Source organism: Streptomyces sp. NBC_00873 (genome assembly GCF_045207415.1).
GTDB lineage: Bacteria > Actinomycetota > Actinomycetes > Streptomycetales > Streptomycetaceae > Streptomyces.
The window spans coordinates 5859194-5883213 of the sequence record NZ_CP108803.1 but is presented as its reverse complement, the minus strand read 5'-3'; the positions used below and the strand labels follow the sequence as shown (position 1 = coordinate 5883213).

Sequence of the window (24020 nt, the reverse complement as noted above, 5' to 3'; positions counted from 1 at the left end):
TGGCTCCCGAACGTAGAACGCCATGTACCTCGACAATGCGTCACGTCACGCACCATCAACCTGCCACGGACTGTAGACCCAGCCACCGACACGATTAGATTTTTTTACCACCAGATCGGTTCCTTGAGGTAGGAGATAGGAACCTGTGACGAACATTCGCATACCGTCTGGTGGAGACAAATCGTGAGCTGCGCCCGTCCGCTCGGCGAGGGCCAGCCGCACCGCTGGCTCGGTCACTCGTGGCGCTGTGGCCCCTGAAGAGCTTCAGGTCTTTGCAGTCGCTGATGGTTCCGGGCGCCTCGCCACCCATGTCGAGGTTGGCGGAGACCTGGCGCGCTGAGTCTTCCACTGGTGATGCAGGCCCTCGCTCGGTGTTGGTGCACAACCACAAGTCACTTCATGTGCAGTCGGACACACACGTGACTTCTTCGCCGTAGCGCACGACTTCATCTCGTGCCACGTGAACAGGACTTCGCAGCACAGTGCTCCCGTGCTCGCATTGCGGAGTGCGAACACGGGAGCGCAGGCGCGTCAGTGCTGTTGCTGTTCCTTGCGACGGCGGAACACCAGGAAGCGACCAGCGCGACGGCCGTCGCGGACAGCGGGCCGACGGGTGCGCCGCTGCCGACCTCGGCGAGGTCTCCGCCGCTCTGCGCGGTCGGTGCCGACGAGGAGGCGGAGGCTCAAACCGAGGACGCCGGGGATGTCGGGGCTGCGCTCTCGGGGGGCCGGACAACGCGGGTGGCACAGTCGACCGTGCCGGGTCGGACGCGGTGCTGGGAGCCGACGGAGTGGCGCCCCGCCGGGCTGCGTATCGTCGCCGCAGCCGAGCCGGCCGACCGCCAAGCTGCACGCCGCCTTCCGGAGGTTCGGTCAGCAGCGCCTGTCGCAGGTCGGACTCACTCAGGCCGCGCTCCAGCCATTTGATTGCCTCCACGGCCAGTGCGCGGGCCTCATGCATTCCCAGGTGCAGTTCGCGACGGGAGTGGCGCAGCGAGAGCAGGACCCGCTCGGCCCGGGCCAGTTGGGCCGGTTCAGCGTGGTGGACGGTGGCTCCGGTTCAGCTGGCGGCTCGGCTTCGGAGGATGGGTGGGGAGTGGTCTTCGCCCTGCCCGGTTCCGTCAGCCGCGTACCTGGACAGCACCCTCCACCGACTCCACGAACCTGATCATCTCCAGGTGGTACGTAGCTTTGCTCGGGTCCGGGAAGCGCACGTGGTGCCGGTAGTAGCGGTGGAAAGCGATGATCAGCGCCGCATGAGTGATCTCCCCGGGGAGCGCCGCCACGTCCTCCTCCGAGAGCGGGGCGATCTGCTCGTAGCCGGCGACCAGGGCCTTCACTCGCTCCGGTGCCAGTTCGCCGTTTTCCTGGGCCAGGCCCACCGCCGCCATGCCGAGGTCGAGCAGCGGGTCGTCGAGGGAGATGGTCTCCCAGTCGAGGACGGTGAGGCTGCCGTCGGTCCGCACGATGATGTTGTCGTCGAAGAGGTCTCCGTGCGTGACCGTGCGCGGGCGTCGGCTCGTCGCTTCGGCCCAGTGGATGCGGCTGAGCTGATCGGTGAGCCAGGCGGCGAAGTCCCCGTCCGGGAGGCCCGGGATGAGGGCCTCGTGGTCGGCCGAGAGGCGGCGGGTGCCGACCGGGATGTCGGTGAGGCCCGGTGACTGCGGTGAGAGCGCGTGCAGTTGGGCGAGGATACGGCCCGCTTCGGGCAGGAGCGTCACCGGTAGCGGCTGCTCCACCCGTCCCTCGGTCCAAGCCTTGAGGAGCACCGGTCGGCCGTCGAGGTGTGTGATGAGAGACCCGTCGGTGGCAGGTACGACCGCGCTGGTCGGCACGCCCAGGAGGAACAGCGCCTGGGTGTGGGCTGCCAGGGACTCGGCGCTTGCCGTGTCGTGGTTGTCGAGGATGGTCAGGACGAATTCGGCGGAGGTGGTGGAGAGGCGGAAGCTGGAGTTGGCCGCGCCGCCCGACAGCGGGGCGAGCCGCGGATCGTCGAGGCCGTAGCTGTCGGCCACGGCCGGCAGGTCGATCTGTTCCAGCGTGGTGTACTTCGCCACCGGCTCATTCTCCTCTGATCGCGGCAGCCTCCCGGCGCCGATCTTCGACGATCGCGACCCAGCGTGCCTGTACGGAGGCATGTCCGTCCAGCCACCGCGCTCGGGGTAGGTCGACCGGCGGCTCCTCGTCGGCCATCAGGTACGAGAGTTCTGCCAGGTAGGCGAACTCCTCCCCGCGTACGCACGCGCGCAGCCGCCCCCTCGCTTCGTCCAGCAGGTCGGGGCGTCCGAGCACCAGGAAGTGCAGGCAGACCGCGAGGCGGATGTAGGCGATGGAGGACGTGAGTCCCGCCTCACGGGCGCGGGTGACTGTGTCCTCGGCGCGCTGCGGGAGGTCAGCGGCAACACCGGCGTCCCGTACGAGCGTGGCGATGGCGGTCTGGATGTCCGCCCAGCGGATCGACACCCCGCCGAGCATGTCCTCGGCGCGGGCGATCTGTTCCGCGGCGCGGGGACGGTCCTGGAAAGCGGCGGCGAAGGCCAGGCACGCCTGGGAGAGTGCTGCCTCGCCCGGCTGGTCGAGGTGGAGTGCCTCGTCGCGGCCCGCGGCGTAGGCGGAGCAGGCTGGTCCGATGTTGCCCTGCGTCCACCACAGGTCGCCTCGGGCCCGGTCGGCCCGGCCCTCCGGCCCGAGGGCGTCGACTGCGATACGTACGCGTTCGAACCGGCCGACCCGGCGGGCCAGGTGCACCAGGCCGCGTGCGGCCGTGGGGGCGAGACGGCCTCCGGCATCGGCGACCTGGCGCATCCCGTCCAGCGAGTCGTCGAAGTGCCCCAGGTCGCGCTCGCATTCCGCGAGGAAGTAGCGCGGCAGCTCGCGCAGTGCCTCGGGGAGTTGGTCCGAAGCCAGGACCGCACGCAGTCGGTCCGCCGTGCGTCCTCGGTGTTCGCGCTGTCGTTGGGCGATCGCCGAGAGCGTCACGGCCAGCGCTTCGGCGGGCGTGCCAATCGTGTCCCCGCCGCTCTCGTCCAAGACCGGGAGTTCGATGGGCTCCCAGATGAAGTCGTCCACGTACCGGAACGCAGCGTCGGCCAGCCATCCCAGGTCCAGCCGGTAGTCGCGGGCCAGGCGCAGGCCCTGCCGCAGTGCGGCCACGAGGCGGTTGCGGTCGTCACCGGTTGCTTCGCGGCCGAGTGCGGTGAAGGTGCGGCGGGCCGCGCGCTGCCAGTCCGCCTCGCTCCACCGGTCCTCGCTCGTGTGGTCGGCTTCCCGCACTACGTCGCGCACAAGGTTGTGCAGCCGGTACCGCCAGGGTGCACCGGGGTCGGTGTCGACGAACGGCCGCTCGATCAGGTCGAGGGCGGGGGCGTCGTGGTCGAGGCCGGCTGCGGCGGTGGCCAGTTCCACCGAGAAGGAGTCCAGCAGGCTCACGGCTCGCAGGACGCGGCGTACGTCCGGGGTGAGGTCACGGAACGTACGCGCGACAAGGGCGGGGAAGTCGAGGTTGAACTCGCCGGGGGCCGGGGCGCGGTCGTGGCGGCGGTAGAGGTCGAGGAACCGCATGACCGCCAGGTCGAGGTAGAGCGGCAGGCCATGGGAGTTCGCGGTGATCAGGTGGCGGGTGCGGTCGTCCATCAGCGGTTGTCCGGCGATGGTCAGTCGCTCGCACAGGTAGATCTCGCAGTCCTCCGCCGAGAGGTAGCCGACGGTGTGCTGTCGCGGTTCCTCGCTGGCACCGCCGACCAGCAGCGGCCAGCACTCCGGGCCCGCCCAGTCGAGCTGGCCTTCGAGCTTGGGGTCGTCCCACTGGAGGCGGTTGCGGCCGGTGATGATGAAGAGGGCGTTCGGCATGAGCCACACCACGCGCTGGATCAGCCGCTCCAGATCGCGGTGCACTCGGTCGCCGACGTCCTCGAAGGTGTCCAGCAGGACGACGAGCGTGGCTCGCTTCTTGTCCGGTACCCGGCTGAGGTCCCAGGCCAGCAGATGGGAGTAGTAGCTCAGTGCATCGAGGTCCGGGTCGGCCTCCAGCAGATCGGGCAGCCGGTGGCACTCCGCGAGAGCGCGTACCTGCTGCCGGTGCTCGCGCAGGGCCCGCACGACCACACCGACGCCCTGCCCGATCACCGCGCCCGCGGTTCCCGGCAGGGCCACGGCCTGCGCGATGTCGGACAGCGCCGACTGCATCTGCCCTGACAGCGACCGTGTCCCGGGGAACCTGCTGAACCAGGTACGCCGTCGCAGATACTCGTCGACCGGCTCCCCAGGGTGGTTGCGCTCCCAGTACCGCTGAAAGGCGAGGTCGAAGGCCGGCATGGGTTCCCCGAGCTCCGATGCCGCCAGCCGCAGCGCCAGCATCAGCGTCTCGAAGTCAGCGCCCGATTCGTTGGACAGGTCGATGCGTACGGGTAAGACCCGTCCGACCCCAGCGTCCAGAGCCGGCCAGTCGCCGCCGCGTGCGGAGCCGTCCACCAGGTGCTCGGCAACGCCGCGTGACAGCGTGGACTTGCCTATGCCGCCGACCCCGTAGAAGACGAGGACGTTACGCCTGGGAGCCTCCAGATCCTCCACGTCGAACTCGGGTTGTCGCACCCATCGGGTATGCCGTACAAGGGAGGCCGCGACGGTGGCCCATTCGTCACGCCGGTCCGCGAAGAAGTCGACCGCCTTGAGCTCGCGATCGTTGGACCGGAACAGCGCGCGAAGATCGGACCTGGCCACGTAGCACCCCCATGAAGACAACCTCAACACAAACAGCCCACCAGGGATGTTGACCGTCAGTCAAGGGAGCGTCGCACGGGGGTGACGTACGCGGCCGTGCACCGTCGCCCGCCCCGTCCGGGCCCGCCCAGTCGAGCTGGCCCTCGAGCTTGGGGTCGTCCCACTGGAGCCGGTTACGGCCGGTGATGACGAACAGGGCGTTCGGCATGAGCCACACCACGCGCTGGATCAGCCGCTCCAGATCACGGTGCACGCGATCGCCGACATCCTCGAAGGTATCCACCAGGACAATGAGGGTCGCCCGCTTCTTGCCCGGTACCCGGCTGCGAGCACAGCAAAGGACTCCTCGACCGAGCATTGTTGATCGGGACTCTGGAGGACCCGTCGATCGGTTTCTTCAGCGAGGCGCTGCTGCTCTGATCTCGGTTTCATCCAGCTCGACTCAGTTCCGCCTCGAAGTGCATCTGGGCCCGGTCGAGCGCTTCGTCCGGGTCATGGCCGTGAGCGCGCAGCCAGTGGAGGAGGTCGGCGATCAGATCGATCGCCGCCTCCTCCTGGAACGCGGCGCCGGTCCGCCCTGAACTGAGGCTCTCCGCCGTCACTCCGCCCGCGTAGAGCGTCAGACAAGCCTCGCTCTTGGCAACTCTGGGATCAACGATGTGTCCGCCGGGCGCATCAAGTTGCGTCGCCAGATCGCACCAGACGAACTTGAAGTCCGCACCAAGGATCACGCCCCAACGATCCGACACTGCATCCAACAACACCAGACCACGTCCCGTCTCGGCCTCCGCACCGACCGACAGGAGCGTCGGGAGCGCTCGGGTGTCCGGGTCGCGGAGTCCCACCCGTAGGTGCGTGCCCTTCATCTCGACCACCAGCGTGCTCGGCGTCCCCACACCGACGTGCCTGATCACATTCGCCACCAGTTCACTCACGCAGATCTCGGCGGCATCGATCACGTCCGACAGACCCCACAACCGCAGGTGCAGCCGCATGACACGTCTCAGGGCAGCAACCTCCTCGGGCTCCGCCAGGAAGGGCAGCTCCCAGGGCTTCCGAATCATGCAACCGTCGTTTCCGTTCACCACGAGCACACGCCTTTCGCCGGCGAGGCCTCCGCATCTTCACCTTCCGTGAAGAGCAGTGACTCACAGTTGTCTCGCGTCAGAGAATGCCAACCTCGCGTCCCGATATGCAATGTGCACGGTGAGATTCCCTCCTTAGGGTGATTGGCGATCACCGCCACTTCCGATGGGATGTAACTCCAGCTACTGAAAGAGGTGTTGAAGTGGCAGGTTCACCCACTGCTCGCCGCCGACGTCTGGCGATCGAACTGAAGAAGCTTCGCGAAGAGAGCGGCCTGACCTGCAACCAAGTCGGCACGGAGCTCGACTGGAGCGGATCCAAGGTCAACCGATTGGAGACCGGCCAGGGGCGAGTGCAGCCCTCGGACGTGGATGCGCTCTGCCGCTTCTACAGCACGTCCGACGAGCTGCGTGAGCTGTTGAGGTCCCTTGCGAAGGACTCCAAGACCAAGGGGTGGTGGCACGCGCACGGTGACGCCGTTCCGTCGTGGTTCTCGGTGTACGTCGGCCTGGAGCAGGCAGCATGCAATATGCGCACCTACCAGGGAGAATTCGTTCCCGGCCTGCTCCAAACACCCGAGTACGCCACAGCGATAAGCCGCGTCACGCCCGATCTGCCACATGAGGAAATCGAGCGACTCATCGACGTACGCATGCGCCGCCAACAACTGCTCATGGATCCGAAGGGGCCCGACTTCTGGTCCGTGATCCACCAGAGTGCGCTCATGCATGTGATGGGCAATCGAAAGGTCATGGCTGCGCAACTCGAACGTATGCTGGAAATGGCGAAGTTGAGGAACGTCACGGTGCAAGTTCTCCCGTACGACGCCGGTGCGTATCCCACCACCGGACCTTTCACCGTGCTCGGCTTCCCCGAGCAGGAGGACCCTGACGTGGTGTACCGGGAAGGCCTGACAGACTCGATCTACCTGGAACTCCCGACCGACGTCAGTGTCTACACGAGGGCTTTTGACCATCTCAGGGCTCTTGCCCTGAGTCCGCAGAGATCAGTTGCGCTGATCCGTTCAGCCATGGAGGAGCACGCACAATGAACCTGTCTCCCACCGCCCCGCAGTGGCGAAAGAGCAGTTACAGCAATGGCGCGGGCGGCGAGTGCGTCGAGGTCGCGGAGCTGCCGTCGGCCGTCGGGGTGCGCGACTCGAAGCAGCCGCAGGGCCCCTGGATGGCCGTAGCCCCTGGAACGTGGGCACGGTTCGTCGCTTCACTGCGCACCCGGTAGGTCGGGGTCCGATCCACCTCGCCACCGTTCAAGAGGCATCTGGTGCTTCAAGCCGTGCCATGCTCCGCGCCCCCACCGCGCGTAGGCCACCCCCGCATCACGTGCCTCACCGCCCCCGTACGAGGATGAGGATCGTCTGCCCGTGAGTGGCGGCGGCAGGGGGTGCGGGATGGACATGTGCGGTCGTCGTGGGGTCTTGGCAGGGATGGCCTCGGTGGTGTTCGCCCTCTCGGTGTCCGGGTGTGTGCCGGGGCAGTACGCGGAGGTGCCGGCTGTTACCGGGGTCTCGTCGGCGGAGATCGTCGGGACCTGGCGGTGTATCGATGGCACCGCGGTCACCATGCGGAAAGACGGAACCGCTGTCGTGAAGCTTCTCGACGGGCAGGAATTCGACTTCGACGATCAGTGGCGGATGTCCGGCACCGGAACATGGGAACTGACCGACCGGGACATCGGTTGGGGTGATGGCCAACACGTGTCCCTCAGCGTCACTCGGCGCACCTCGTCGGCGTGGCGTGAAGTCAAGGGTGCAGAGGAGGGGGCAGTGGGCTCCACCGACCTCAGGGAGCCCACCCCGGACGCGTACACCTGGACCCTGGAGCTGGAGCGCGGTGACAAGGGGCTGGCCCTGTATTTCTTCTTCAGCGATCCCGACAACCGCAACACTTATTACCTGGAGAAGGAGCGGTCGACTGCGGAAAGTTCCGGGCCGTCATCGTCCGCAGTCCCCGCCCAAGGAATGGTTCGGTGGAAGTAAAACCGATGGCATGGGACTACGTGGCGGCCGCCGTCAGCGAACGTCGAGGCGCGTCACTGCTCATCGAGGGATGCCTGCCGGGCAAGGAACTCCTCGAACGCCGCCTTCTGCTTCGGATCCATGAAGCCTTGGCGGACATTGCGGGCCTTCTCCTGGAGCCAGTGCGCCTCGTCGGGGTCCAGTAGCTCGGCGACCACCACGCCTTTGCGAGCAACCGCCGTGCGCCCTCCTACGCGACGACGAAAGAGCGTAAACGCGCCGAATTCCGCTGGGTGGGCCAGTTCCGGCTCCTCCGCCACAGCCTGGTTCTCGCCCCCAGCGCCACTCGTCGGGTAGGCGGTGGGGGCCCAATGCTCCCAGAGCGCCAGCGTTGCTGCGGGCACCAGCACCGCGCGTTCCGCCTCTTCACGCCCCTCCCACATGAACGTGACAGTGACGGGCTCGCCGACCGCCTCGGCCAACCCGAGCACCCTCTCCACCTCATCGTTGATCGGGTAACCCGCCACTACATCGATCTGAATGCCCATGGTGCCTGAGGCTACTGGCCGCTTCCGACACGCCAGCCCAAAGCTCCTGGGCCTCGTCGACCACGGCGCACAGCGGTGCACTCGCAAGGAAACGCGAGGAAGCTGCCGGTGTGGGCAACTGGTCGACGGTCGCCGACTGCAATGTTGAGCTGCGACGACACCACGGGGAACACACGTGACGGCCGCCCGTGCGCGAGCTGCGTACCGCTACGTGCTCCACCGCATCACCGAACACCCCGTCACGGACATCACGTTCGAGGCCGCATGCCTCTGGTGCGACTGGGCCGCGGAACCCTCGACAGACTCCGCGAGTGTCGACGTGGAGTGCATGAGCCACACCGGGCGCAGTGGACACAAGAGCTTCCGGCGCGTCCGCACATCGTTTGCCGTGATTGTTCGGTGAGCCCTGCTGGTCGCAGTCCCCGCAGCGGGCGAGGTCAGCCCTCACCCGGCGGAGCCGCTGCCGACCCGATGATCTTCGCGAACCGTTCCCGCCACGGTATGCGCCCGGGATCCGACGAGGGGGCTCCATGGGAGGTTGCGTGCGCTGCGGTCCGATGGCGCGGTGCGCATTCTGTTTGGCCGGCCGGTCTCCGGGCTACCACGCCCGAGGTTTCCGAAGACTGGTGGCCAGTGCTGACGGCGCCTGTTGCCAGTGCGCGCCGAAGGGGCGATTTCAGGCCACAACACAATGCCCCTTACGCTGCAACATGTCGGTCAGCAACGGTCGGCCGGAAACGAAGGGCGACACCATGACCTCAGAAGCCAACACACAGGGCACCGTCGATGCCACAACCGCCTTGCTGCAGGCGGAACTTCCTCGCCTGGAAGAGCACCAGCAGGCTCTTGAGAAGGAACTCGCGACGGTCACCGAGCGCCTGGAGTCGGTGCGCACCGCTCTGACCGCTCTGCAGGCGCTGTCCACCACTCCCCTGGCACCGGCTACTGCGCTGGTCGGCAGCGAGCCCAGCGCTGTCCCCGCTCCGTCGGCGAACGCTGAGACGGAGACGGAGACGGAGACGGAGAACGTCGCCGCTCCTAAGATTCCGCGGCAGGCGCAGGGGCGCACCGACTCTGCCGTCGAGGCGGAAGCCCCGCAGGAGAAGGCAGCAGCCACCCCTGCTCGCCGTACGGCCCGGAAGGCGCCCGTGGCCAAGGGCCGCAAGCAGGCGCCCGCCAAGCAGAAGAGCGAGCCTGCCAAGAAGGCCGTCGCTGCCAAGGCCGCCAAGCCCGCGAAGGTCGTCAAGGCCGCCGAGCCCGCGAAGGTCGTCAAGGCCGCCGAGCCCGCGAAGGCCGTCAAGCCCGCGAAGGCCAGGGCGCCGAAGAAGGCTGCGCCCGCCGAACCGGCAGCCGACGACAGCGGCAGCCTCACCGAGATGGCCATGAAGGTCCTGGCCGCCTTCGGCGACACCCCCGTCCGTGCGCGTGACGTGACGGAGGCCCTGGGACGCGAGCTCACCCCCGGCAGCATCAACACCGTACGCAGCACACTCGACCGGCTTGTCGGCACTTCCCGCGCCCACCGCGCCGGCCGCGGCCTCTACCAGGCCCCCGCCAACTGACGCCTCCCCCGGGAGGAGCCGCCCGCACGCCCTCGTCACGGCCAGGAAGCCGTAACGGGGGCGAGGGGCGTTTCTCAGTCGCTGAGCTCGCTGAGGCTGTCGTCAGCCACCATCGAGCGCGCAGGGCGGCGCCCCGTTGATCTTCGCGATCCGTTCGCGCCACGGGATGTGCTCAGGCTCCCGTGCGGGGGTGCCGTAGAAGGTCGCGTACGCGGTGGACTGGCGGCACGGGGCGCATTCCGTCTCGTCTCCCAGGGGGCGGAAGACGTGTTCCTCACCTGGCGAGGAGCAGGCGACCAGGGCAGCGGCCGACGGGAGCTGGGGCAGCGGGGACGGGTCAGCGGGGAGCTTCTGGACGAGGCGGTAGCGGAGGAAGCCGACCGCCGATCGCACGCCGCCTTCCGGGCGTTCGGCCAGCAGTGCCTGTCGCAGGTCGGACTCGCTCAGGCCGCGCTCCAGCCACTTGACCGCCTCCACAGCCAGTGCGCGGGCCTCACGCATTCCCAGGTGCAGTTCGCGGCGGGTGTGGCGCAGCGAGAGCAGGACCCGTTCCGCGCGTGCCAGTTGGACGCCGGACACGGCGCGGCCTGGGCCGGTGGGAGTCGTACACCGCCTCGGCGAAGCACCGGGCGCTGTAGCGGAGAAGGCGGTCGGCGGCCGTGGTGGGTGTTTTCGCCGGTGGGTGGCAGACCGCTGAGGCGCTCGACGGAGGTCCGCCCCGCCGGTGACCTGTGGTCTCCGGCGGGGCGGACAGTCGGTACGGGGCGCGGAAATTCGCCTGTTCGGGCGTGATCAGATGCGCACCGCGGCCTGGTAGCTGCCGATGGTGTTCATCGATTCGTAGCGGACGTAGGCGCCCGGGTACGGGGCGTGCAGCACGGTGTTGTTGCCCGCGTAGAGGCCCACGTGCGAGGTGTTGCTGAAGAAGACCAGGTCGCCCGGCTTCAGCTGGCTGCGCGCGATGTGGGTGCCCTGGTTGATCTGGGTGTACGTGGTGCGGGTGATCTGGGCACCGGCCTGGGCGTAGGCCCACTGGGTCAGGCCCGAGCAGTCGAAGGCGTTGGGGCCGGTGGCGGTGCGGACATACGGCTTGCCCACCCGGGTGGCGCCGGCCTGGAGGGCGGCGGCGCCGAGGGCGGAGGCGGGGGCCTCGTTGCCGAGTTCGACCCGGTCGCCTGCGGCGCGGCTGGCACGCTGGTCGTCCTGGGCCATCTTGGCGCGCTCGGCGGCGGTCAGGGTGTTGAGCAGGCGCTGCGCCTCGGTGAGCTTGCCCTGGAACTTCTTCTTGTTCTCGCCGAGCGTCTTGCGGACGTCCGCGAGGTCGCCCAGCTTGTCCTGGGCCTCCTTGCGCTGCTGCGCGAGGGCCCGCTGCTTCTCCTGGATCTTCTCCAGCGACTCGGTCTGCTTGGCCGTCAACTGGTCGAGGGCCGAGGCCTCGTCGAGGAAGGTGTCCGGGTCCGAGGCGAGGAAGAGCTGTACGGACGGGTCGATGCCGCCGGAGCGGTACTGCGCGGCGGCGAGCGAACCGAGGCCGCTGCGGAGCGTGTTGAGCTCCTCCTGGCCGCGGGCCACCTTGTCCTGCAGCGCTCCGACCTGCTTTTCGAGCTTCTGCTGCTGCTCCTTGGCCCCGTTGTACTTCTCGGTGGCCTTCTCCGCCTCGTGGTAGAGGTTGTCGACCTTCGCCTTGACCTCACTCCTGGTCGGCTTGGGGTCGGCGTGGGCGGCCTGGGAGGTCAGGGCCACGGCCGCGGCGGCGGTCGCGGTGAGCACGGTCACACGGGCGCGGCTCGGCTGCTTGGGACGACGGTGGGACGCCACGAAGGCGAGCTCCTTCTTCCTCGAGCCGCCTACCGGGCTGTGGGGGGAACTGAATCCCCGGCTCCGTGCACGTCACGGACTCGGCGGTTCCTTCGCTGCCACCCCGGATGGGTGATCAACCGTGCGAAGGTTCGAAGCCCGACCTTAGTGACCATCTTGTAATCAGTTCAATCCAATCTCGACACACGAGGTACTTCTTTACTCACATCACACGGTGTGTAGCGGCGACTTGACGGTCCGTTCCATAATTTCCGGCGAGTCGCAACACATCTCACTAGTGTCCTGAGTCTCGGAAAGGCTGCATAACCAGGGCTTGGGGTTCGGCAGGCGGTTCAGGTAGCCGGCGAGGCGTTCGAAGATCTCGTCGGCGGAACTGGTCCAGGTGAACGGTCTGGGGTCTTCGTTCCAGTGGGCGATCCAGTCGCGGATGTCTCTCTCGAGCGCCTGGACGTTCTTGGTTCAGGCCACGGCAGTTGCCGTACGCCGAACGCGTCGCAGACCATCCACGACCCGCTGGTTGTGGTGATGGTGACTGTGTTGTCGCCTGCCTTCAGGTTGGCGACAGGCAGTGTCACGTTCAGCGTGGACGGTTTGATGCCGTCGGCCCCGCGGTCGCCACGGCCACCGCCGGCTGCGGCCGAGCCGAAGCGCGGGTGGAACGGCATCATGGGTGTCGTACAGCCAGGCGGTGAACGTCGGATCAGCGCTCGGCGAGGTAGCGGGCTCGCACACTCACCGCTCGATCACCCGGGTACCTCCGTCGTCATCAGGCGCCTCCATCCGGTTTGGCCCGCACCTGCACCTCGGCCAGCGACAACGGGTTGCTGCCCGATTCGAGCTGGACCCGTACGTAGCGGCCACGCAGGCCGGCCAGGTCGATCCGGGTCGGCAGCCCGGCCTGGTCCGGCTGGTGCAGGGCGGTGACGCCGGGCGCGGTGCGTGCGGCTTCCAGCGAGTCGCCGGTGATCGGGGACTCGGACACCAGGACCCAGTAGTTCGACAGGCGGCCGGCACAGCAGTCGGTCCGGTTCCAGATCTCGATCTGGTCGATGGCGTAGTTGGCCTCGAGATCCACCTGCCACCATGCCTGGTTCGACGGCTCGGCGGTGTGGGTGACCGACCCGGCCCCGTACGCGCCGTCGGTGTTGCCGTCGACCGCCCGGCTCGGGACGCCGTCCCAGGCCACGCTCTGCTGTGTCGCCGGCTTGCCTACAGCAACGTTGGGCAGCAGGACCTCGAACGTCTGCGTGGCCCGGGTGGTGACGGACTGAGCCGTCGCCGATACCGTGACCGTGGCCTTGCCGAGCGCATTCGCCGCCGGGGTGACCGGCAGCTTGACGATCTTGGACTCGCCCTCAACCAGCGTGACCGACTGCTTGTCCGCCGTCCACCCCGACGGGACGTCCGCCTGCACCGTCGCGGTGCCGGTCATGTTGCTGTCGACCTTGACCGGGACCAGGTTGGGCCGCCCCGCGTCCAGGCTCGCCGGGGCGACAGTGATGTCCACCGGGTTGACGATCTTCAGCGGAACCTGGACCGGCGCCACCGGGACGCCGGTCACCCGAGCCGAGGCGGTGAGCACGGCCTCGCCGAGCGGGGAATCAGGTTTGGCGCTGATCCGGAACGAGCGGGTCACCGTCTCACCGGACGCAAGCCCGGAGAACTCCGCCGAGCCAGGCTCGACGCTCACCGACTCAGGCCCAGCCAGCGACACCACACCCGACGCCGACTGAGGACTGTCATTGCGCACGGTGACCGAAACGTCGACGGATCCACCCCGGGACAGCGTGCTGCTCTCGACACCAGTGGTGAGGGTGATCTGAGGCGGCGCCAGGGGCGGAGTCACCTTCATGTCGTAACTGATCGACGCGTCCGCAACCCCCCCACCGTTGCGGGCGGTGATCGTGAACTTGCCGGCACCCTTCGCGGTGGGGATACCGGTGATCCCCCCGGTGTCCTTGTTCAACGTCAACCCGGCCGGCAGCGCTCCCGAGGTGACCTCGTAGCGGATGGTCTGCGGAGTGCTCGAGGCGACCTTGAACTCGTACAGCTTGCCGACGTGGGCGTCCGGCGGCTCGGGCGTGGTGAACCCCGGCGTCGGAGTCTTCACAACCTGCGGCTCGCCGATCGGCTTGCCGGCCGAGTCCAGCTGCTGCAGTGACCAGGCTTGCCCGGGGGTGACGACACTCAGGTGCCAGTTGGTCGACTGGTCACGCAGCCGTGCCTTCTGCGCCTCCGTGAAGGCTCCCAGGTTGCGGGCCGTCTCCCACTGCTTGATGGCGTCGAGGACCTTCAGGCCGTTGTCGCCGCCGGCGGTGAGGTTGGCGACGGACCCCTGGAATCCGACACCGGCGTTGAGTCCCGCGCCGCGCGCCAGCTTGCTCTCGATGCTCAGCAGGCCCTCCTGGCCGCTGAGGCTGATCCAACCCAGCATCCCGGGAAGGTAGTTGTTCTTGTAGAACTCGTTGTTGATGAAGACCTGATTCATCGAGGTGGAGGCGATCTCGCCCCAGCTCGCGCGGGTGAGCGCGTCCCAGGTGTTGGAGGTCATGCGGCTCGTCTCGGTGATGAAGCCGTCCTTGGCCTTGTTCTGCTCGTACGCGCCGTTGATGAGCAGGGCCTGCCCGTACGAGCCCCAGCCGGACTCCGACGCCGACTCCACGCCGTCGTAGGAGTTGGAACGGATACCGGTGTCGTTCCAGGCGGTGGCCAGGCGGGTGGAGATCTCCTTGATGATGCCGGGTCCGCCGACGGGTCCGCCGTACTGGTTGACGAAGACGCGGGCGGCCGTCTTCCCCGTGGCCTGGGCCGCGGCGACCGAACGCCACTGGGCGCGCTTGACGCCGGTGACCTGCCACTCGTCGCCGGTCTTCTGCGCGGTGTCGTACGAGACGAACTCGTCGCCGATGCGCAGGATCTTGCCGTACCCCAGGCCACCCGCGAAGAGGGTGCCCGAGTCGAGGAAGAGCGTGGTGTCGCCTGCGCCGAGGGGGCGGGTGAGCTTGGCCCGGCCGCCGAGGGCGAGGCGGGAGTCGGCCGGAGCGGGGCTGACGTACGGGTCGTTGGTGCTGATGAAGTCGGAGATGGTGTGCACGCCGAGGCGTACGCCGTTGGATGCAGCCAGGTCCACCGCCGCCTTGGCGCCCGCGTCGCTGCCGCCGAGGCTGGAGTCGAACTGGTAGTGCCCGGTGCTCTGCCAGGGCCCCACGGCATTGGGCAGCGAGTAGATGTAGCCGATCCCCGCGGCCTTCGCGAAGCGGGCGGCGGCCGGGATCCTGTCCGTCCTCAGGTCGCCGAGCACGAGGAACGACTGGCTACTGGCCTGCGCGGCCTTCTGCCACTGGCCGTTCTGCGTCGGATACGGCAGACCCTCGCCGGAGGCGACGGCGGACAGGACGGTCGGGGCCATGCCAGGCGTGGTGCCGAACAGAGCCACCTTGGAGCCGGTGACGCGCGCGCTGTGGTCGGGCAGCGGCCCGACAGGAATGCGGTAGCCGTTGAGGTTCTGCCGCTCGCGCTCCTTGGTGTAGTCGTACGTGAAGGCGCGCAGCACCGATCCCCACGGCGTCCTCCCGGCCGCGCTCCACTCCTCGTGAGGGGCGACCTCGAGCCTCGACGGGTTGTCGGCGACCTCGCTCTCCCAGCCGTAGTCCTGGTACTCCTGCGGCCACGCGCCTTCCGTGCGGTCGGTCAGGGGGCGCAGGCCGATGGCGAAGGAGTCGTCGCGCACGATGCCGACCGTCTCGCCGACGGTCCGGGTGATGTCCGTGGCGAGCGGTCCCCACAGCAGGGTCTGTACGTCGGCGCCGTCCGGGGCATGGACACGTACGGCTTCGAGCGTCGTGTACGTGCCCTTGTCGACGGCCCGTACGTCTACCTCGTAACCGGCCTCGCTGTTGCTGAAGGTGAGCACGCCGCCGTCGCCGTCGCGGACCACACGCGTGGGCCGTATCTGCCTTCCGTCGATGACGAGGCTGACGAGGGACGCGGCCTTGCCGGGGGCCAGATAGTCCAGGCCGGTGCGTGAGTCCAGGAGGCCGGTCACGGTCCCTGTCCCGTCCAGGCCGATGGACAGGTAGCCGGCGGAGAGCGAGAGGGCGCCGCTGACGCCGTTGTCCACGGCGAGCTGGGAGGCGGGGGTCGCGCCGGTTGCCGGGGTGGTCATCGGGATGCCAAGGCTCAGGGCGAGCGCGCCCGTCAGGACGGTGGCGCGCCACGCCTGCGGGCGTCTCGGGTGTCTCGGGTGTCTCATGGTCGGTCCTCTCCTGCCGCTGTGCACGGCACACGGTCCGGCGGGGCGGGTCCCTGCCGGGTGGGATGGGGGTGGTGCGGTAGGACGTCGAACGCTTCAGGCGCGGCAGGGGCACCAGGCCGATGCCCGCCAGGGCAGACAGCAGGGCGACTTCGACACCGGAGGGCGGCCCGCGCGGCCGGCCCCCCACTGGTCGCCCACTCCCCGAGCCGTACGGTGAACGGCACCGCCGGCCGGACGGCGGCCGTGAACACCGGGCCGCGCAGCAGGATCAGGCGGTGCACGTGCCGCCGCTGACGCGGCAAGTACCGTGCAGCACACCCCCGTTCGGCCCACCGCGACGAGCAGAGCCGGACGCGCTGTCGGACCCGGCGGGTGAGCAGGCGCCCGCAGCCAGGCCGAGAGCAAGGAGCGGTACGGCTGCTTTGGCGATGTGATCCACGGTCGTCCTCGATCCGGACTTCGGCATCAAGCCCGCTTATTTTTGCTACCTTCTGAAATAAGGTGGCTCGATAGTGCATCGGGTCCGCTACCGCGTCAAGAGGGTCGAGGGAAAACATGTCCATCACCGGAGGCGACTCATCACTGCTCCGGCGCCTCAACCAGGCCGCTGTGATGCGCGCTCTGCACGCGGCGGAGGAACTCACACTGACCGAACTCGTCAAGGCCACCGCTGTCACCCGGGCGACCGTGGAGAACGCGCTGACCGGGTTGGCTGAGCAGCGGCTCGTCGAGGTGGTGACTCCCGAAGCCGTCGGCGGGCGGCGCCAGATCGGCCGCCCCGCCAAGCGCTACCGCTTCCGCGCCGAGTCCGGCTGCGTGCTCGGCCTCGACATCGGCGTGCACAAGGTCCTCGCCGTCGTCGCCGACCTGCGCGGCGGGGTGCTCGGGGTGCGGCGCGCCTCGGTCCAGCCCTCGCTGCCCGCGCAGGAACGGCTCGCGGCCGCCCGCGCGCTCGGCCACCGAACGCTGCGCGGCGCCGGGATGCGCGCCGCCGATGTGCGCGCGGTCGGCGCGGGCACGACGGGCATCGTCTCCGCGGACGGCGCCGTCACGCTCAGCTCGCGCCTCGCGGACTGGGCCGGTACGGATCTGACCACCGCGCTCACCGAGGCGTTCGACGCGCCGGCCGTCGCCGGGAACGACGCCTCCTACGCGACGCTCGGCGAACACTGGCGCGGCGTGGCCGCCGGCCACCAGGACGTGCTCTGCGTGCACGTCGGGCATCGCGTCAGCGCCGGCGTGCTGCTGGGCGGCAGGCTGCACGGCGGACGCAACGGCGCGGCGGGCGAGATCGGCGTCCTGCCCGGCTCCGGCTGGCACACCGCCCCGGGCCGGCTGCCCGACCGCTGGGCCGATCCCGAGGCCCTGTTCGCCGCCGCCCGCGAAGGGGACGCGCACGCGCTGCGGGTCCTCGACGACTTCGCGGCGGACCTGGTGCAGGGTGTCGCGGCGATGGTCCTGACCGTCGACCCGGAGCTCGTCGTCATCGGCGGCGGCCTGTCCCGCTTCGGGGACCTGCTGCTGACCCCGCTGCGTGCCCGCCTCGCCGAACTGTGCCTGTACCCCGTGGAGGTGGCCGCGTCCACCCTGGGCGACGAGGCGGTCGCGCTCGGCGGCGCACGGCTCGCACTCGACCAGGTGGAGAAGGAGTTGTTCGGCGTGGCGGACTGACGGCACCGCCACGCCTCGGCCCCGGGAAATGGGCAACCGCCGCGCCGACAAACCGGAACACCTATCCGGGCCGCCCTCCGGCGCCGGACTCCTCCCAAGCTCTTCGGTCGCTGAGTTTCAGGCCCGGAGATCGTCTCCCAGTCGAGGATGGTGAGGCTGACACGCGAGGCCTGCCCGCGCGGGCTCTCGTCGTTCAGCGGCATTCCGCACAGCTTCGGGCGACGAGTGCCGGGTCCCACGATGCGGAGCTGGCGCGCTGGGTGGAGCTGACGCATGCGAAGCCGACCGGCTGCATGTGCGGATAGGAACGCACCTGCCACGGCATCGGTCCGACGCGCCTTTTCCGCTCGGCTCCGGCGGACCACAACCGACCCACGGGACGTGATCCGCCGGACGTGCCCTGGCCAAGAGCTGTGCCGCTAATAGCTGAGTGCCGGGAACCAGTCGTCTCGCCTTGAGGGGTGAGGTCGAGGACGTGCCACACCGGGCTGAGCAGGTCGATGCCGCGCTGGTCGATGTCGTCGGACATGCGGGGGTGCACCGAGTAGAAGTGGTGCACCGACCCGTTGCTGTCGCGGGTGAACACCGACACCGTGGATCAATTCGACAGCGGACGCCGTCCGAAGCCGCCCTCAGACGCGTTCGAAGCAGTGCGACTGCCCGATGACCGAGAAGCCGCGGCGCTCGTACCAATGGCGTGGCCAGTCGTCCGCGTCGGCGATCAGGAACCGCGTACCGCAGCCCGCGTCGGTGGCCATGCGCAGGGCCGTGGCCAGGACCGCGTCGGCGTGGCCGCGGCCGAGGTGGGTCTCGGAGGTCATCAGGTCCTCGATCTGGGCGATGCCGGTTGCCGGGTCCAGATAGAGATCCGCCCACGAGGCGACCTCGCCCTCCTCCGTGCGAGCCGCTATGAAGTGCACGGCGTCGGCGCCGCGGCGGCGGGTCTCGCGGCGGTCGACGAGGTGGCGTACGACCGCGTCGTCGGCGACCGGGAGGAAGCCGCGCCAGCGCCGGGTGAGCGGCACACGGATCGCGTCGAGGTCCACCTCCTCGGCGCGGCCGCCGGCGGGCACCGGGCCCGCGTGTGCCATGACCAACTCGACGGAGTGGGTGTATCCGGCGCGGATCAGCGGCTCCGCACACGCCCTCCCCCTCTCGTCGTCGAGGACGAAGACCAGTCGGAACGGCAGATGCCCCAGCGCCTCGTCCGCGATGCCGGGCAGCGCCTCGGGGGTGACAGGCCCGTCGATGACGACCTGGTTGTTCGCGTGCGAGTGCGCGAAGGCGTCGTCGAGGACGGCGAATCCGCCCGGGAGGTCGATGGTCCGCGCGGCCTGGCGGCGGGCGAAGGCCGAGAGGAAGGCGTTGATTCGTGGCAGTTCTGGGCGTGGCATGAGGTGAGCCTAGGGAGCCGCGGACCGTGGGCGCCTCCGGATTTCCCGACCTCACCGTCGACGACGTCGCGCGTCGCGCCGCACTGCCTCCGCCGTTCCGAAGGACCAACGCCTCTCGGGGAATCCAGGACTTCGTGTGGGCTCATCAGGTGGGGAGTTCGACGAAGTGATTCACATGGGCGTCGGCAAACCGATTCAGCTGCCCACTTCTGAGTGACTGAACCCGTTCTTTCAGTCATAGGCGCGGGTCAGCAGAGCACGCTGGTGCGGTACGCGTTCTCCCGCACCGCACAAGGAGTGCCCTTCATGCGTCTTCGTACCACCGTGGCTGCCGCCCTCGGCGCTCTCGCGCTCGTCGTGACTCTGCCGGCCTCGGCCGACGCGGCCTCGGGAGACTTCCTCTACCGGTTCACCGGGCTCGACGGCACCCCGCAGTACGCCAACCTGATCGACCCGGCGAGCCGGGAGTGCATCGCGCTGCCCGAGGTGGCCGACCCGGGCTCGTCGAACCCCGCCGACTCTCCCTGGAACTACACCGACTCCACCGCCACCGTCTTCACCGGCCCCGACTGCGAGGGCGCCTTCCTCACCCTTCGGCCCTCCGGCGGTCACGCCTCCGAGCAGCTGAAGCTCCGCTCTGTCCTGTTCAGCTGAACTCCTCGATCCGCGCGCACAGTTCGCCCGGCCGGTCCGGATGCACGTCGTGTCCCGCACGCCGGGAACCACGCACGCCGCACCGGCGGATCGTGCCGCCCTCAGCCCGTGATCAAGGTCTGGAGCGCGGGCGCGTACAGGTCCGCGAGGTGTTCGGGGGTGGCCCGTGCACCCGCGCCCTCGCGGTGCAGGCTCAGGGTGGCGCCGAGGCCGAGGAGGTGGCCGGCGATCAGTTCGGCGCGCAGGGCGCGTTCGTGGCCGGGGAGGCGGGCGGTCAGTGCCTCGGTGACCTGTTCGTGGAAGCGGTCGCGCAGCAGCGACCGTTCGTCCTGGTTGCCGAGGGAGAACACGACGCGCAGGAGCGGGTCCATCTGCTGTTCGCGGCGGCGGCGCACGAGGGTGATCACCATGTGGCGGCCGAGCTCGTTCAGCGGGGCGTCGAAAAGCTCCTCGGCGGCCGGGCCGAAGTCGGCGACCGTGTTGAAGAGTTCCTCCTTGCGGCCGAAGTGCTTGACCACCAGGGAGGGGCTGACTCCCGCGTCGGCGGCGATCCCCCGGATGGTCACATCCGCGTACGGACGCTGGGTGAACGCCCGCCGGGCCGACCGCAGAATCGCGTCCCGGCCCGTGCCGTCGGTGGGGGCCGGAGCCGGAGCGGTGGTCTGGCTGCCGGTCATGCGCCCTCCTGGATCGTGATCGTCCGCGCACCGCCCTTGCGGTCGTCGCGGCTCTCTTTGACCGTACCCGCCCCGGCCTTGCGCCTGCCGGGCAGGAACAGCGTGACCGTCAGTGCCAGCAGCGCCGCGCCCGCCGCGATCAGGAAGACCAACTGGTACGCGTGGAGCGTCGGAGCCGTCCGGCCGCCCGCCCGGAACGTGAGGTTGGCCAGGACGGCGGCCACCGTCGCGCTGCAGAACGCCTGCCCGATCGATCTCATCAGGGTGTTGAGACCGTTGGCCGCGCCCGTCTCGCTGACCGGGACCCCGCGCATCACCAGCGCGGGCAGCGCCGAGTACGCGATGGCCGTGCCCGACGCGACGACCGTCGCACCGGCGATGATCAGCCACAGGCTGTGGCTGGTGAAGTACCGCACCCCATAGCCGACGGCGATGATCCCGGCCGCCAGCGCCAGGCTGACCTTCGGTCCGTACGTCGCGGAGATCCGGGCCGAGACCGGCGAGAGCGCCACCATCATCACGCCGCCCGGCAGCAGGCACAGTCCGCTGACGACGAGCGAGGCGCCGAGCCCGTAACCGGTCGCCTTCGGCTCCTGCACCATCTGCGCGGTGACCAGGGAGTTCGCGTAGAAGGCGAAGCCGATCAGCAAGGCTGCGATGTTGGTCAGCAGGACGGCCGGGCGGGCCGAGACCCGCAGGTCGACCATGGGCGTCGTCACGCGGAGCTCGTACGCGCCCCAGAGCAGCGCCACCACGACGGCGCCGACGAGCAGTCCGACCGTGCGGACCGACGTCCAGCCCCAGTCGGCGCCCTGCGTCACCGCGAGCAGCAGACAGACCAGGGCGGCGGACAGCCCGAGCGCGCCGACGGCGTCGAAACGGCCGCGCGAGCGCAGCGGGGACTCGGGTACACAGCAGAGCACCAGCACGATGTCGATGAGGCCGATCACTCCCGACACCCAGAACATGGTGTGCCAGTCGAAGTGCTCGACGACGAGCGCGGCGACCGGCAGCCCGACGGCCGCACCGATGCCGAGCGTCGAACTCATCAGGGCGACCGCGGAGAGGACACGCTCGGGCGGGAGTTCGTCGCGCAGGATGCTGATGCCCAGCGGTACGACGGCGAGCGCGGCACCCTGGAGGGCGCGGCCGGTGATCAGTACGCCGATGTGGGAGCTGACCGCGCACAGCACGGAACCGATGACCAGCACCGCGAGCGAGGCGACGAGCACCCGCCGCTTGCCGTACATGTCGCCGACCCGGCCCAGGACGGGCGTGAAGACGGCGCCGGTGAGAAGGGTGACGGTGACCAGCCAGCTCGCAGCGGCGGGGGTCGCGCCGGTGAGGGCCGGAATGTGCGGGAGAAGCGGGACGACGATCGTCTGCATGACCGCGACCACGACCCCGCAGAAGGCCAGGACGCCTACGGCGAAACGGGGGTGGTGCGGGGTCGGGGTCCGGGCGGCTGCCCCGTCGGGGGCAGATGTGTCCGCGGGCATGCGATCTCCGTGGGGTGCTCGGCGGTGGCGGTGGCGGTGGCGCCAGGGGGTGCACAGACGTTCACCTCTTAGGGTAAACGCTTGTGCACCCCCTGGGGAGCCCGGTGTCCGCCAGCCGCGTTAGCCTCGGAAGCCACAGGCAAGAGCCACGACACGAGAAGGCGAAGGTGGCGGCGATGGCAAAGGTTCCTACGGCGGCAGTGGCGGCGAGCGGACTCGTCGGCGGGTACGCGGTCGCGCGGTGGACCAAGAAGCGGCCGCTCGGCGGGGTCGCGCTCGCCGCAGCGGGCACAGTCGCCGCGTACGAGTGGAACCGGCAGGCCGGACCGCGTGCGGCCGTCGCACTGACCACGGCGTACGTCGCCGCGTTCGCCGGATCGCACCCGCTGGCCAAAAAGGTCGGCGCCTGGCCCGCCGTCTTCACCGTGGCGGGCACCGTCGCCGCCGCGTCGTGGGCGGTCACCCGCCGCGCCGCCTGAGAAACCTTCCCGCGGGCCCGCAGCACACTGAACGCGGGCGCGCCGGCGTCCGTATTCAAGAGCACTCCCCCGCGTAAGAGGCGGCCTCTTGAGCCGGGTACGTACCCGTACGACAGGACGGGTACGCACCCGGACCCTCACCGGGGGGCGGCGCTCAGGCGCCGAACGCCTGCGACACCGTGTAGATCAGCAGGCCCGCCAGCGCACCCACCACCGTGCCGTTGATGCGGATGAACTGCAGGTCACGGCCGATGTGCGCCTCGATCTTCTTCGACGTCTGGTCCGCGTCCCAGCTTGCGACCGTGTCACTGATCAGCGAGGTGATCTCCGTGCGGTACCTCGTGACGACATGCGCCGCCGCGTCCTCCAGCCAGCCCTCCAGCTTCGCCTGCATCCGCCCGTCCGTCGCCAGCCGCGCGCCGAACGTCAACAGTGAGGCGCGCGCCCGCAGCCGAAGCTCGCTCTGCTCGTCCTCCGCCGCCGCGATGATCATCGTGCGTACCGACGCCCAGGCCGACGCGATGACCTCCTGGACCTCAGCGCGCCCCAGGATCTCCGTCTTCAGCCGCTCCACCCGCGCCCGGGTGTCCGAGTCGGTCTGGAGGTCGGCCGCGAAGTCCGTCAGGAACGTATCGATCGAGGCACGCGCCGGATGCCCCGGCATGTCCCGCACCTCCGTCACGAAACGCAGCAGCTCCTTGTAGACCCGCTCCCCCACCCGCTTGTCGACGAACCGCGGCGTCCACCCCGGCGCCCCGCCCTGCACCGCGTCCATCACGGAGTCGCCGTGCAGTACCAGCCAGTCGTGCGCACGCAGACAGATCAGATCCACGACCCGGCGGTGGCCGCCGTCGGCGACGATCTTCTCCAGCATCTTGCCGAGGCCGGGGGCGATCTCCGCCGCATTGGCCCGCCGGGTGATCGCCTCACCCACCACGGCCTGCACATCCGAGTCCCGTAGGACCGTCAGCGCACCGCGCAGCGCGGTCGACAGCTCGGCGGTGACCTGGTCGGCGTGGTCCGGCTCGGCCAGCCAGGCACCGAGCCGGCCGCCGACGCCCAGGGCATGGATGCGACCGCGCACGACATCCCCGGAGAGAAAATTCTCGCCGACGAAGGCACCCAAGGAGGCTCCGAGCTGGTCCTTCTTGCTGGGGATGATGGCGGTGTGCGGGATCGGCAGGCCGAGCGGACGCTTGAACAGCGCCGTGACGGCGAACCAGTCGGCCAGCGCACCCACCATCCCCGCCTCGGCAGCCGCGGCGACGAAGCCCGGCCAGCCGCCCACACCCGCGTTCTTCGCCCAGGTGGCGAGGACGTACACGAGCGCGACGAGCAGGAGGAGGCCGGAGGCCGTGGTCTTCATACGGCGCACACCACGCCGCTTCTCCTCGTCCGCGGCCGTGTACGCGAAGGAGGCGAGGGGGGCGGGGCGCGCGTGAGCGGAGGCTGCGGTGCCGGAGCTCCCGTCCGCGCCGCCACGTGCCTGTGCGGGATCGGCCGGTCCGCCGCCCGGCTCGCCCGACCTGGTCCGTTCGATCCGTTCCATCCGCTCCACCCGTCCGCGTCCGCGTACGCATCGCCCCCGGTGCCCCGTACGCATTGTCCCTACCTGACCTACTCCCGGGCCGCATGTCGAGTTCCCGGCACTGTGCCCCATCATGAGACCAGCCCCCATCACCA

Annotated in this window: 19 protein-coding genes; 7 read left to right on the top strand and 12 right to left on the bottom strand. The window is 69.3% G+C overall.

Features of this window, described 5'->3' with window-relative positions:
- Positions 1 to 1121: 1121 nt before the first annotated feature.
- The 3 genes from OH809_RS27225 to OH809_RS27215 all read right to left on the bottom strand — a co-directional run bounded on the left by OH809_RS27225 (position 1122) and on the right by OH809_RS27215 (position 5813).
- The gene (locus OH809_RS27225; RefSeq protein WP_406515750.1) at positions 1122 to 2057 is read right to left on the bottom strand and encodes a phosphotransferase; all 936 of its coding nucleotides are present in this window, start codon (positions 2055 to 2057) and stop codon (positions 1122 to 1124) included.
- A 4-nt stretch (positions 2058 to 2061) separates the two neighbouring features.
- A complete protein-coding gene (locus tag OH809_RS27220) occupies positions 2062 to 4719 on the bottom strand; it encodes an ATP/GTP-binding protein (protein ID WP_406515749.1) in 2658 nt (885 codons plus the stop codon).
- 428 nt (positions 4720 to 5147) lie between these two features.
- On the bottom strand, positions 5148 to 5813 hold the full coding sequence (locus OH809_RS27215; RefSeq protein WP_406515748.1) for an ATP-binding protein: 666 nt from the start codon (positions 5811 to 5813) through the stop codon (positions 5148 to 5150).
- A 194-nt stretch (positions 5814 to 6007) separates the two neighbouring features.
- Between OH809_RS27215 and OH809_RS27210 the strand changes: the two genes are divergently transcribed.
- The 3 genes from OH809_RS27210 to OH809_RS27200 all read left to right on the top strand — a co-directional run bounded on the left by OH809_RS27210 (position 6008) and on the right by OH809_RS27200 (position 7801).
- Entirely contained in the window at positions 6008 to 6856 is an 849-nt protein-coding gene (locus OH809_RS27210) for a helix-turn-helix domain-containing protein (protein WP_406516286.1), read from the top strand.
- Positions 6853 to 7044 (top strand): DUF397 domain-containing protein, encoded by a 192-nt coding sequence (locus tag OH809_RS27205; protein WP_406515747.1) that lies wholly within the window; start codon positions 6853 to 6855, stop codon positions 7042 to 7044. The genes OH809_RS27210 and OH809_RS27205 overlap by 4 nt, the downstream gene beginning before the upstream one ends.
- 214 nt (positions 7045 to 7258) lie before the next feature.
- Positions 7259 to 7801 carry a hypothetical protein gene (locus tag OH809_RS27200; protein ID WP_406515746.1) on the top strand — a complete coding sequence of 181 codons (543 nt, stop codon included), beginning with the start codon at positions 7259 to 7261 and terminating at the stop codon, positions 7799 to 7801.
- Positions 7802 to 7854: 53 nt separating this feature from the next.
- Here OH809_RS27200 and OH809_RS27195 read toward each other — a convergent pair whose 3' ends face one another.
- The gene (locus tag OH809_RS27195) at positions 7855 to 8328 is read right to left on the bottom strand and encodes a hypothetical protein (protein ID WP_406419828.1); all 474 of its coding nucleotides are present in this window, start codon (positions 8326 to 8328) and stop codon (positions 7855 to 7857) included.
- A 752-nt stretch (positions 8329 to 9080) separates the two neighbouring features.
- Between OH809_RS27195 and OH809_RS27190 the strand changes: the two genes are divergently transcribed.
- On the top strand, positions 9081 to 9890 hold the full coding sequence (locus OH809_RS27190; RefSeq protein ID WP_406515745.1) for a hypothetical protein: 810 nt from the start codon (positions 9081 to 9083) through the stop codon (positions 9888 to 9890).
- 102 nt (positions 9891 to 9992) lie between these two features.
- Here OH809_RS27190 and OH809_RS27185 read toward each other — a convergent pair whose 3' ends face one another.
- The 3 genes from OH809_RS27185 to OH809_RS27175 all read right to left on the bottom strand — a co-directional run bounded on the left by OH809_RS27185 (position 9993) and on the right by OH809_RS27175 (position 15960).
- A complete protein-coding gene (locus OH809_RS27185; protein ID WP_406515744.1) occupies positions 9993 to 10469 on the bottom strand; it encodes a hypothetical protein in 477 nt (158 codons plus the stop codon).
- Positions 10470 to 10682: 213 nt separating this feature from the next.
- Complete coding sequence (locus OH809_RS27180; protein WP_406515743.1) at positions 10683 to 11708, bottom strand: NlpC/P60 family protein; 1026 nt, start codon at positions 11706 to 11708, stop codon at positions 10683 to 10685.
- Positions 11709 to 12474: 766 nt separating this feature from the next.
- The gene (locus OH809_RS27175; protein ID WP_406515742.1) at positions 12475 to 15960 is read right to left on the bottom strand and encodes a discoidin domain-containing protein; all 3486 of its coding nucleotides are present in this window, start codon (positions 15958 to 15960) and stop codon (positions 12475 to 12477) included.
- Positions 15961 to 16518: 558 nt separating this feature from the next.
- Here OH809_RS27175 and OH809_RS27170 point away from each other — a divergent pair.
- Positions 16519 to 17634, top strand: coding sequence for an ROK family protein (locus OH809_RS27170; RefSeq protein ID WP_406419836.1), 1116 nt, complete (start codon positions 16519 to 16521; stop codon positions 17632 to 17634).
- A gap of 193 nt (positions 17635 to 17827) precedes the next feature.
- Here the strand turns inward: OH809_RS27170 and OH809_RS27165 are convergent, their stop codons facing one another.
- A complete protein-coding gene (locus OH809_RS27165) occupies positions 17828 to 18226 on the bottom strand; it encodes a DUF899 family protein (RefSeq protein ID WP_406515741.1) in 399 nt (132 codons plus the stop codon).
- Between the two features lie 40 nt (positions 18227 to 18266).
- Entirely contained in the window at positions 18267 to 19028 is a 762-nt protein-coding gene (locus OH809_RS27160; RefSeq protein ID WP_406515740.1) for a GNAT family N-acetyltransferase, read from the bottom strand.
- 306 nt (positions 19029 to 19334) lie between these two features.
- Between OH809_RS27160 and OH809_RS27155 the strand changes: the two genes are divergently transcribed.
- Positions 19335 to 19682, top strand: coding sequence for a hypothetical protein (locus OH809_RS27155; protein ID WP_406419840.1), 348 nt, complete (start codon positions 19335 to 19337; stop codon positions 19680 to 19682).
- Positions 19683 to 19783: 101 nt separating this feature from the next.
- Here OH809_RS27155 and OH809_RS27150 read toward each other — a convergent pair whose 3' ends face one another.
- Both OH809_RS27150 and OH809_RS27145 read right to left on the bottom strand, forming a co-directional pair.
- Positions 19784 to 20359 carry a TetR family transcriptional regulator gene (locus OH809_RS27150; RefSeq protein ID WP_406419842.1) on the bottom strand — a complete coding sequence of 192 codons (576 nt, stop codon included), beginning with the start codon at positions 20357 to 20359 and terminating at the stop codon, positions 19784 to 19786.
- Positions 20356 to 21858: an MFS transporter gene (locus tag OH809_RS27145; protein ID WP_406515739.1), complete on the bottom strand. Its 1503-nt coding sequence runs from the start codon at positions 21856 to 21858 to the stop codon at positions 20356 to 20358. Before OH809_RS27145 ends, OH809_RS27150 begins: the two co-directional genes overlap by 4 nt.
- A gap of 176 nt (positions 21859 to 22034) precedes the next feature.
- Between OH809_RS27145 and OH809_RS27140 the strand changes: the two genes are divergently transcribed.
- Positions 22035 to 22337 (top strand): hypothetical protein, encoded by a 303-nt coding sequence (locus OH809_RS27140; RefSeq protein WP_366692168.1) that lies wholly within the window; start codon positions 22035 to 22037, stop codon positions 22335 to 22337.
- Positions 22338 to 22491: 154 nt separating this feature from the next.
- On the opposite strand, the gene OH809_RS27135 is transcribed toward OH809_RS27140, so the two are convergent.
- Positions 22492 to 23886, bottom strand: a complete 1395-nt coding sequence (locus OH809_RS27135; RefSeq protein ID WP_406419846.1) for a DUF445 domain-containing protein — start codon at positions 23884 to 23886, stop codon at positions 22492 to 22494.
- Positions 23887 to 24020 lie beyond the last annotated feature (134 nt).

Excerpts from the sequence above, each read along its gene's own strand:
- OH809_RS27205 (WP_406515747.1), top strand. The coding sequence starts at position 6,853 with ATGAACCTGTCTCCCACCGCCCCGCAGTGGCGAAAGAGCAGTTACAGC.
- OH809_RS27195 (WP_406419828.1), bottom strand. The coding sequence starts at position 8,328 with ATGGGCATTCAGATCGATGTAGTGGCGGGTTACCCGATCAACGATGAG.
- OH809_RS27190 (WP_406515745.1), top strand. The coding sequence starts at position 9,081 with ATGACCTCAGAAGCCAACACACAGGGCACCGTCGATGCCACAACCGCC.
- OH809_RS27175 (WP_406515742.1), bottom strand. The coding sequence starts at position 15,960 with ATGAGACACCCGAGACACCCGAGACGCCCGCAGGCGTGGCGCGCCACC.
- OH809_RS27170 (WP_406419836.1), top strand. The coding sequence starts at position 16,519 with ATGTCCATCACCGGAGGCGACTCATCACTGCTCCGGCGCCTCAACCAG.
- OH809_RS27160 (WP_406515740.1), bottom strand. The coding sequence starts at position 19,028 with ATGCCACGCCCAGAACTGCCACGAATCAACGCCTTCCTCTCGGCCTTC.
- OH809_RS27155 (WP_406419840.1), top strand. The coding sequence starts at position 19,335 with ATGCGTCTTCGTACCACCGTGGCTGCCGCCCTCGGCGCTCTCGCGCTC.
- OH809_RS27150 (WP_406419842.1), bottom strand. The coding sequence starts at position 20,359 with ATGACCGGCAGCCAGACCACCGCTCCGGCTCCGGCCCCCACCGACGGC.
- OH809_RS27145 (WP_406515739.1), bottom strand. The coding sequence starts at position 21,858 with ATGCCCGCGGACACATCTGCCCCCGACGGGGCAGCCGCCCGGACCCCG.
- OH809_RS27140 (WP_366692168.1), top strand. The coding sequence starts at position 22,035 with ATGGCAAAGGTTCCTACGGCGGCAGTGGCGGCGAGCGGACTCGTCGGC.
- OH809_RS27135 (WP_406419846.1), bottom strand. The coding sequence starts at position 23,886 with ATGGAACGGATCGAACGGACCAGGTCGGGCGAGCCGGGCGGCGGACCG.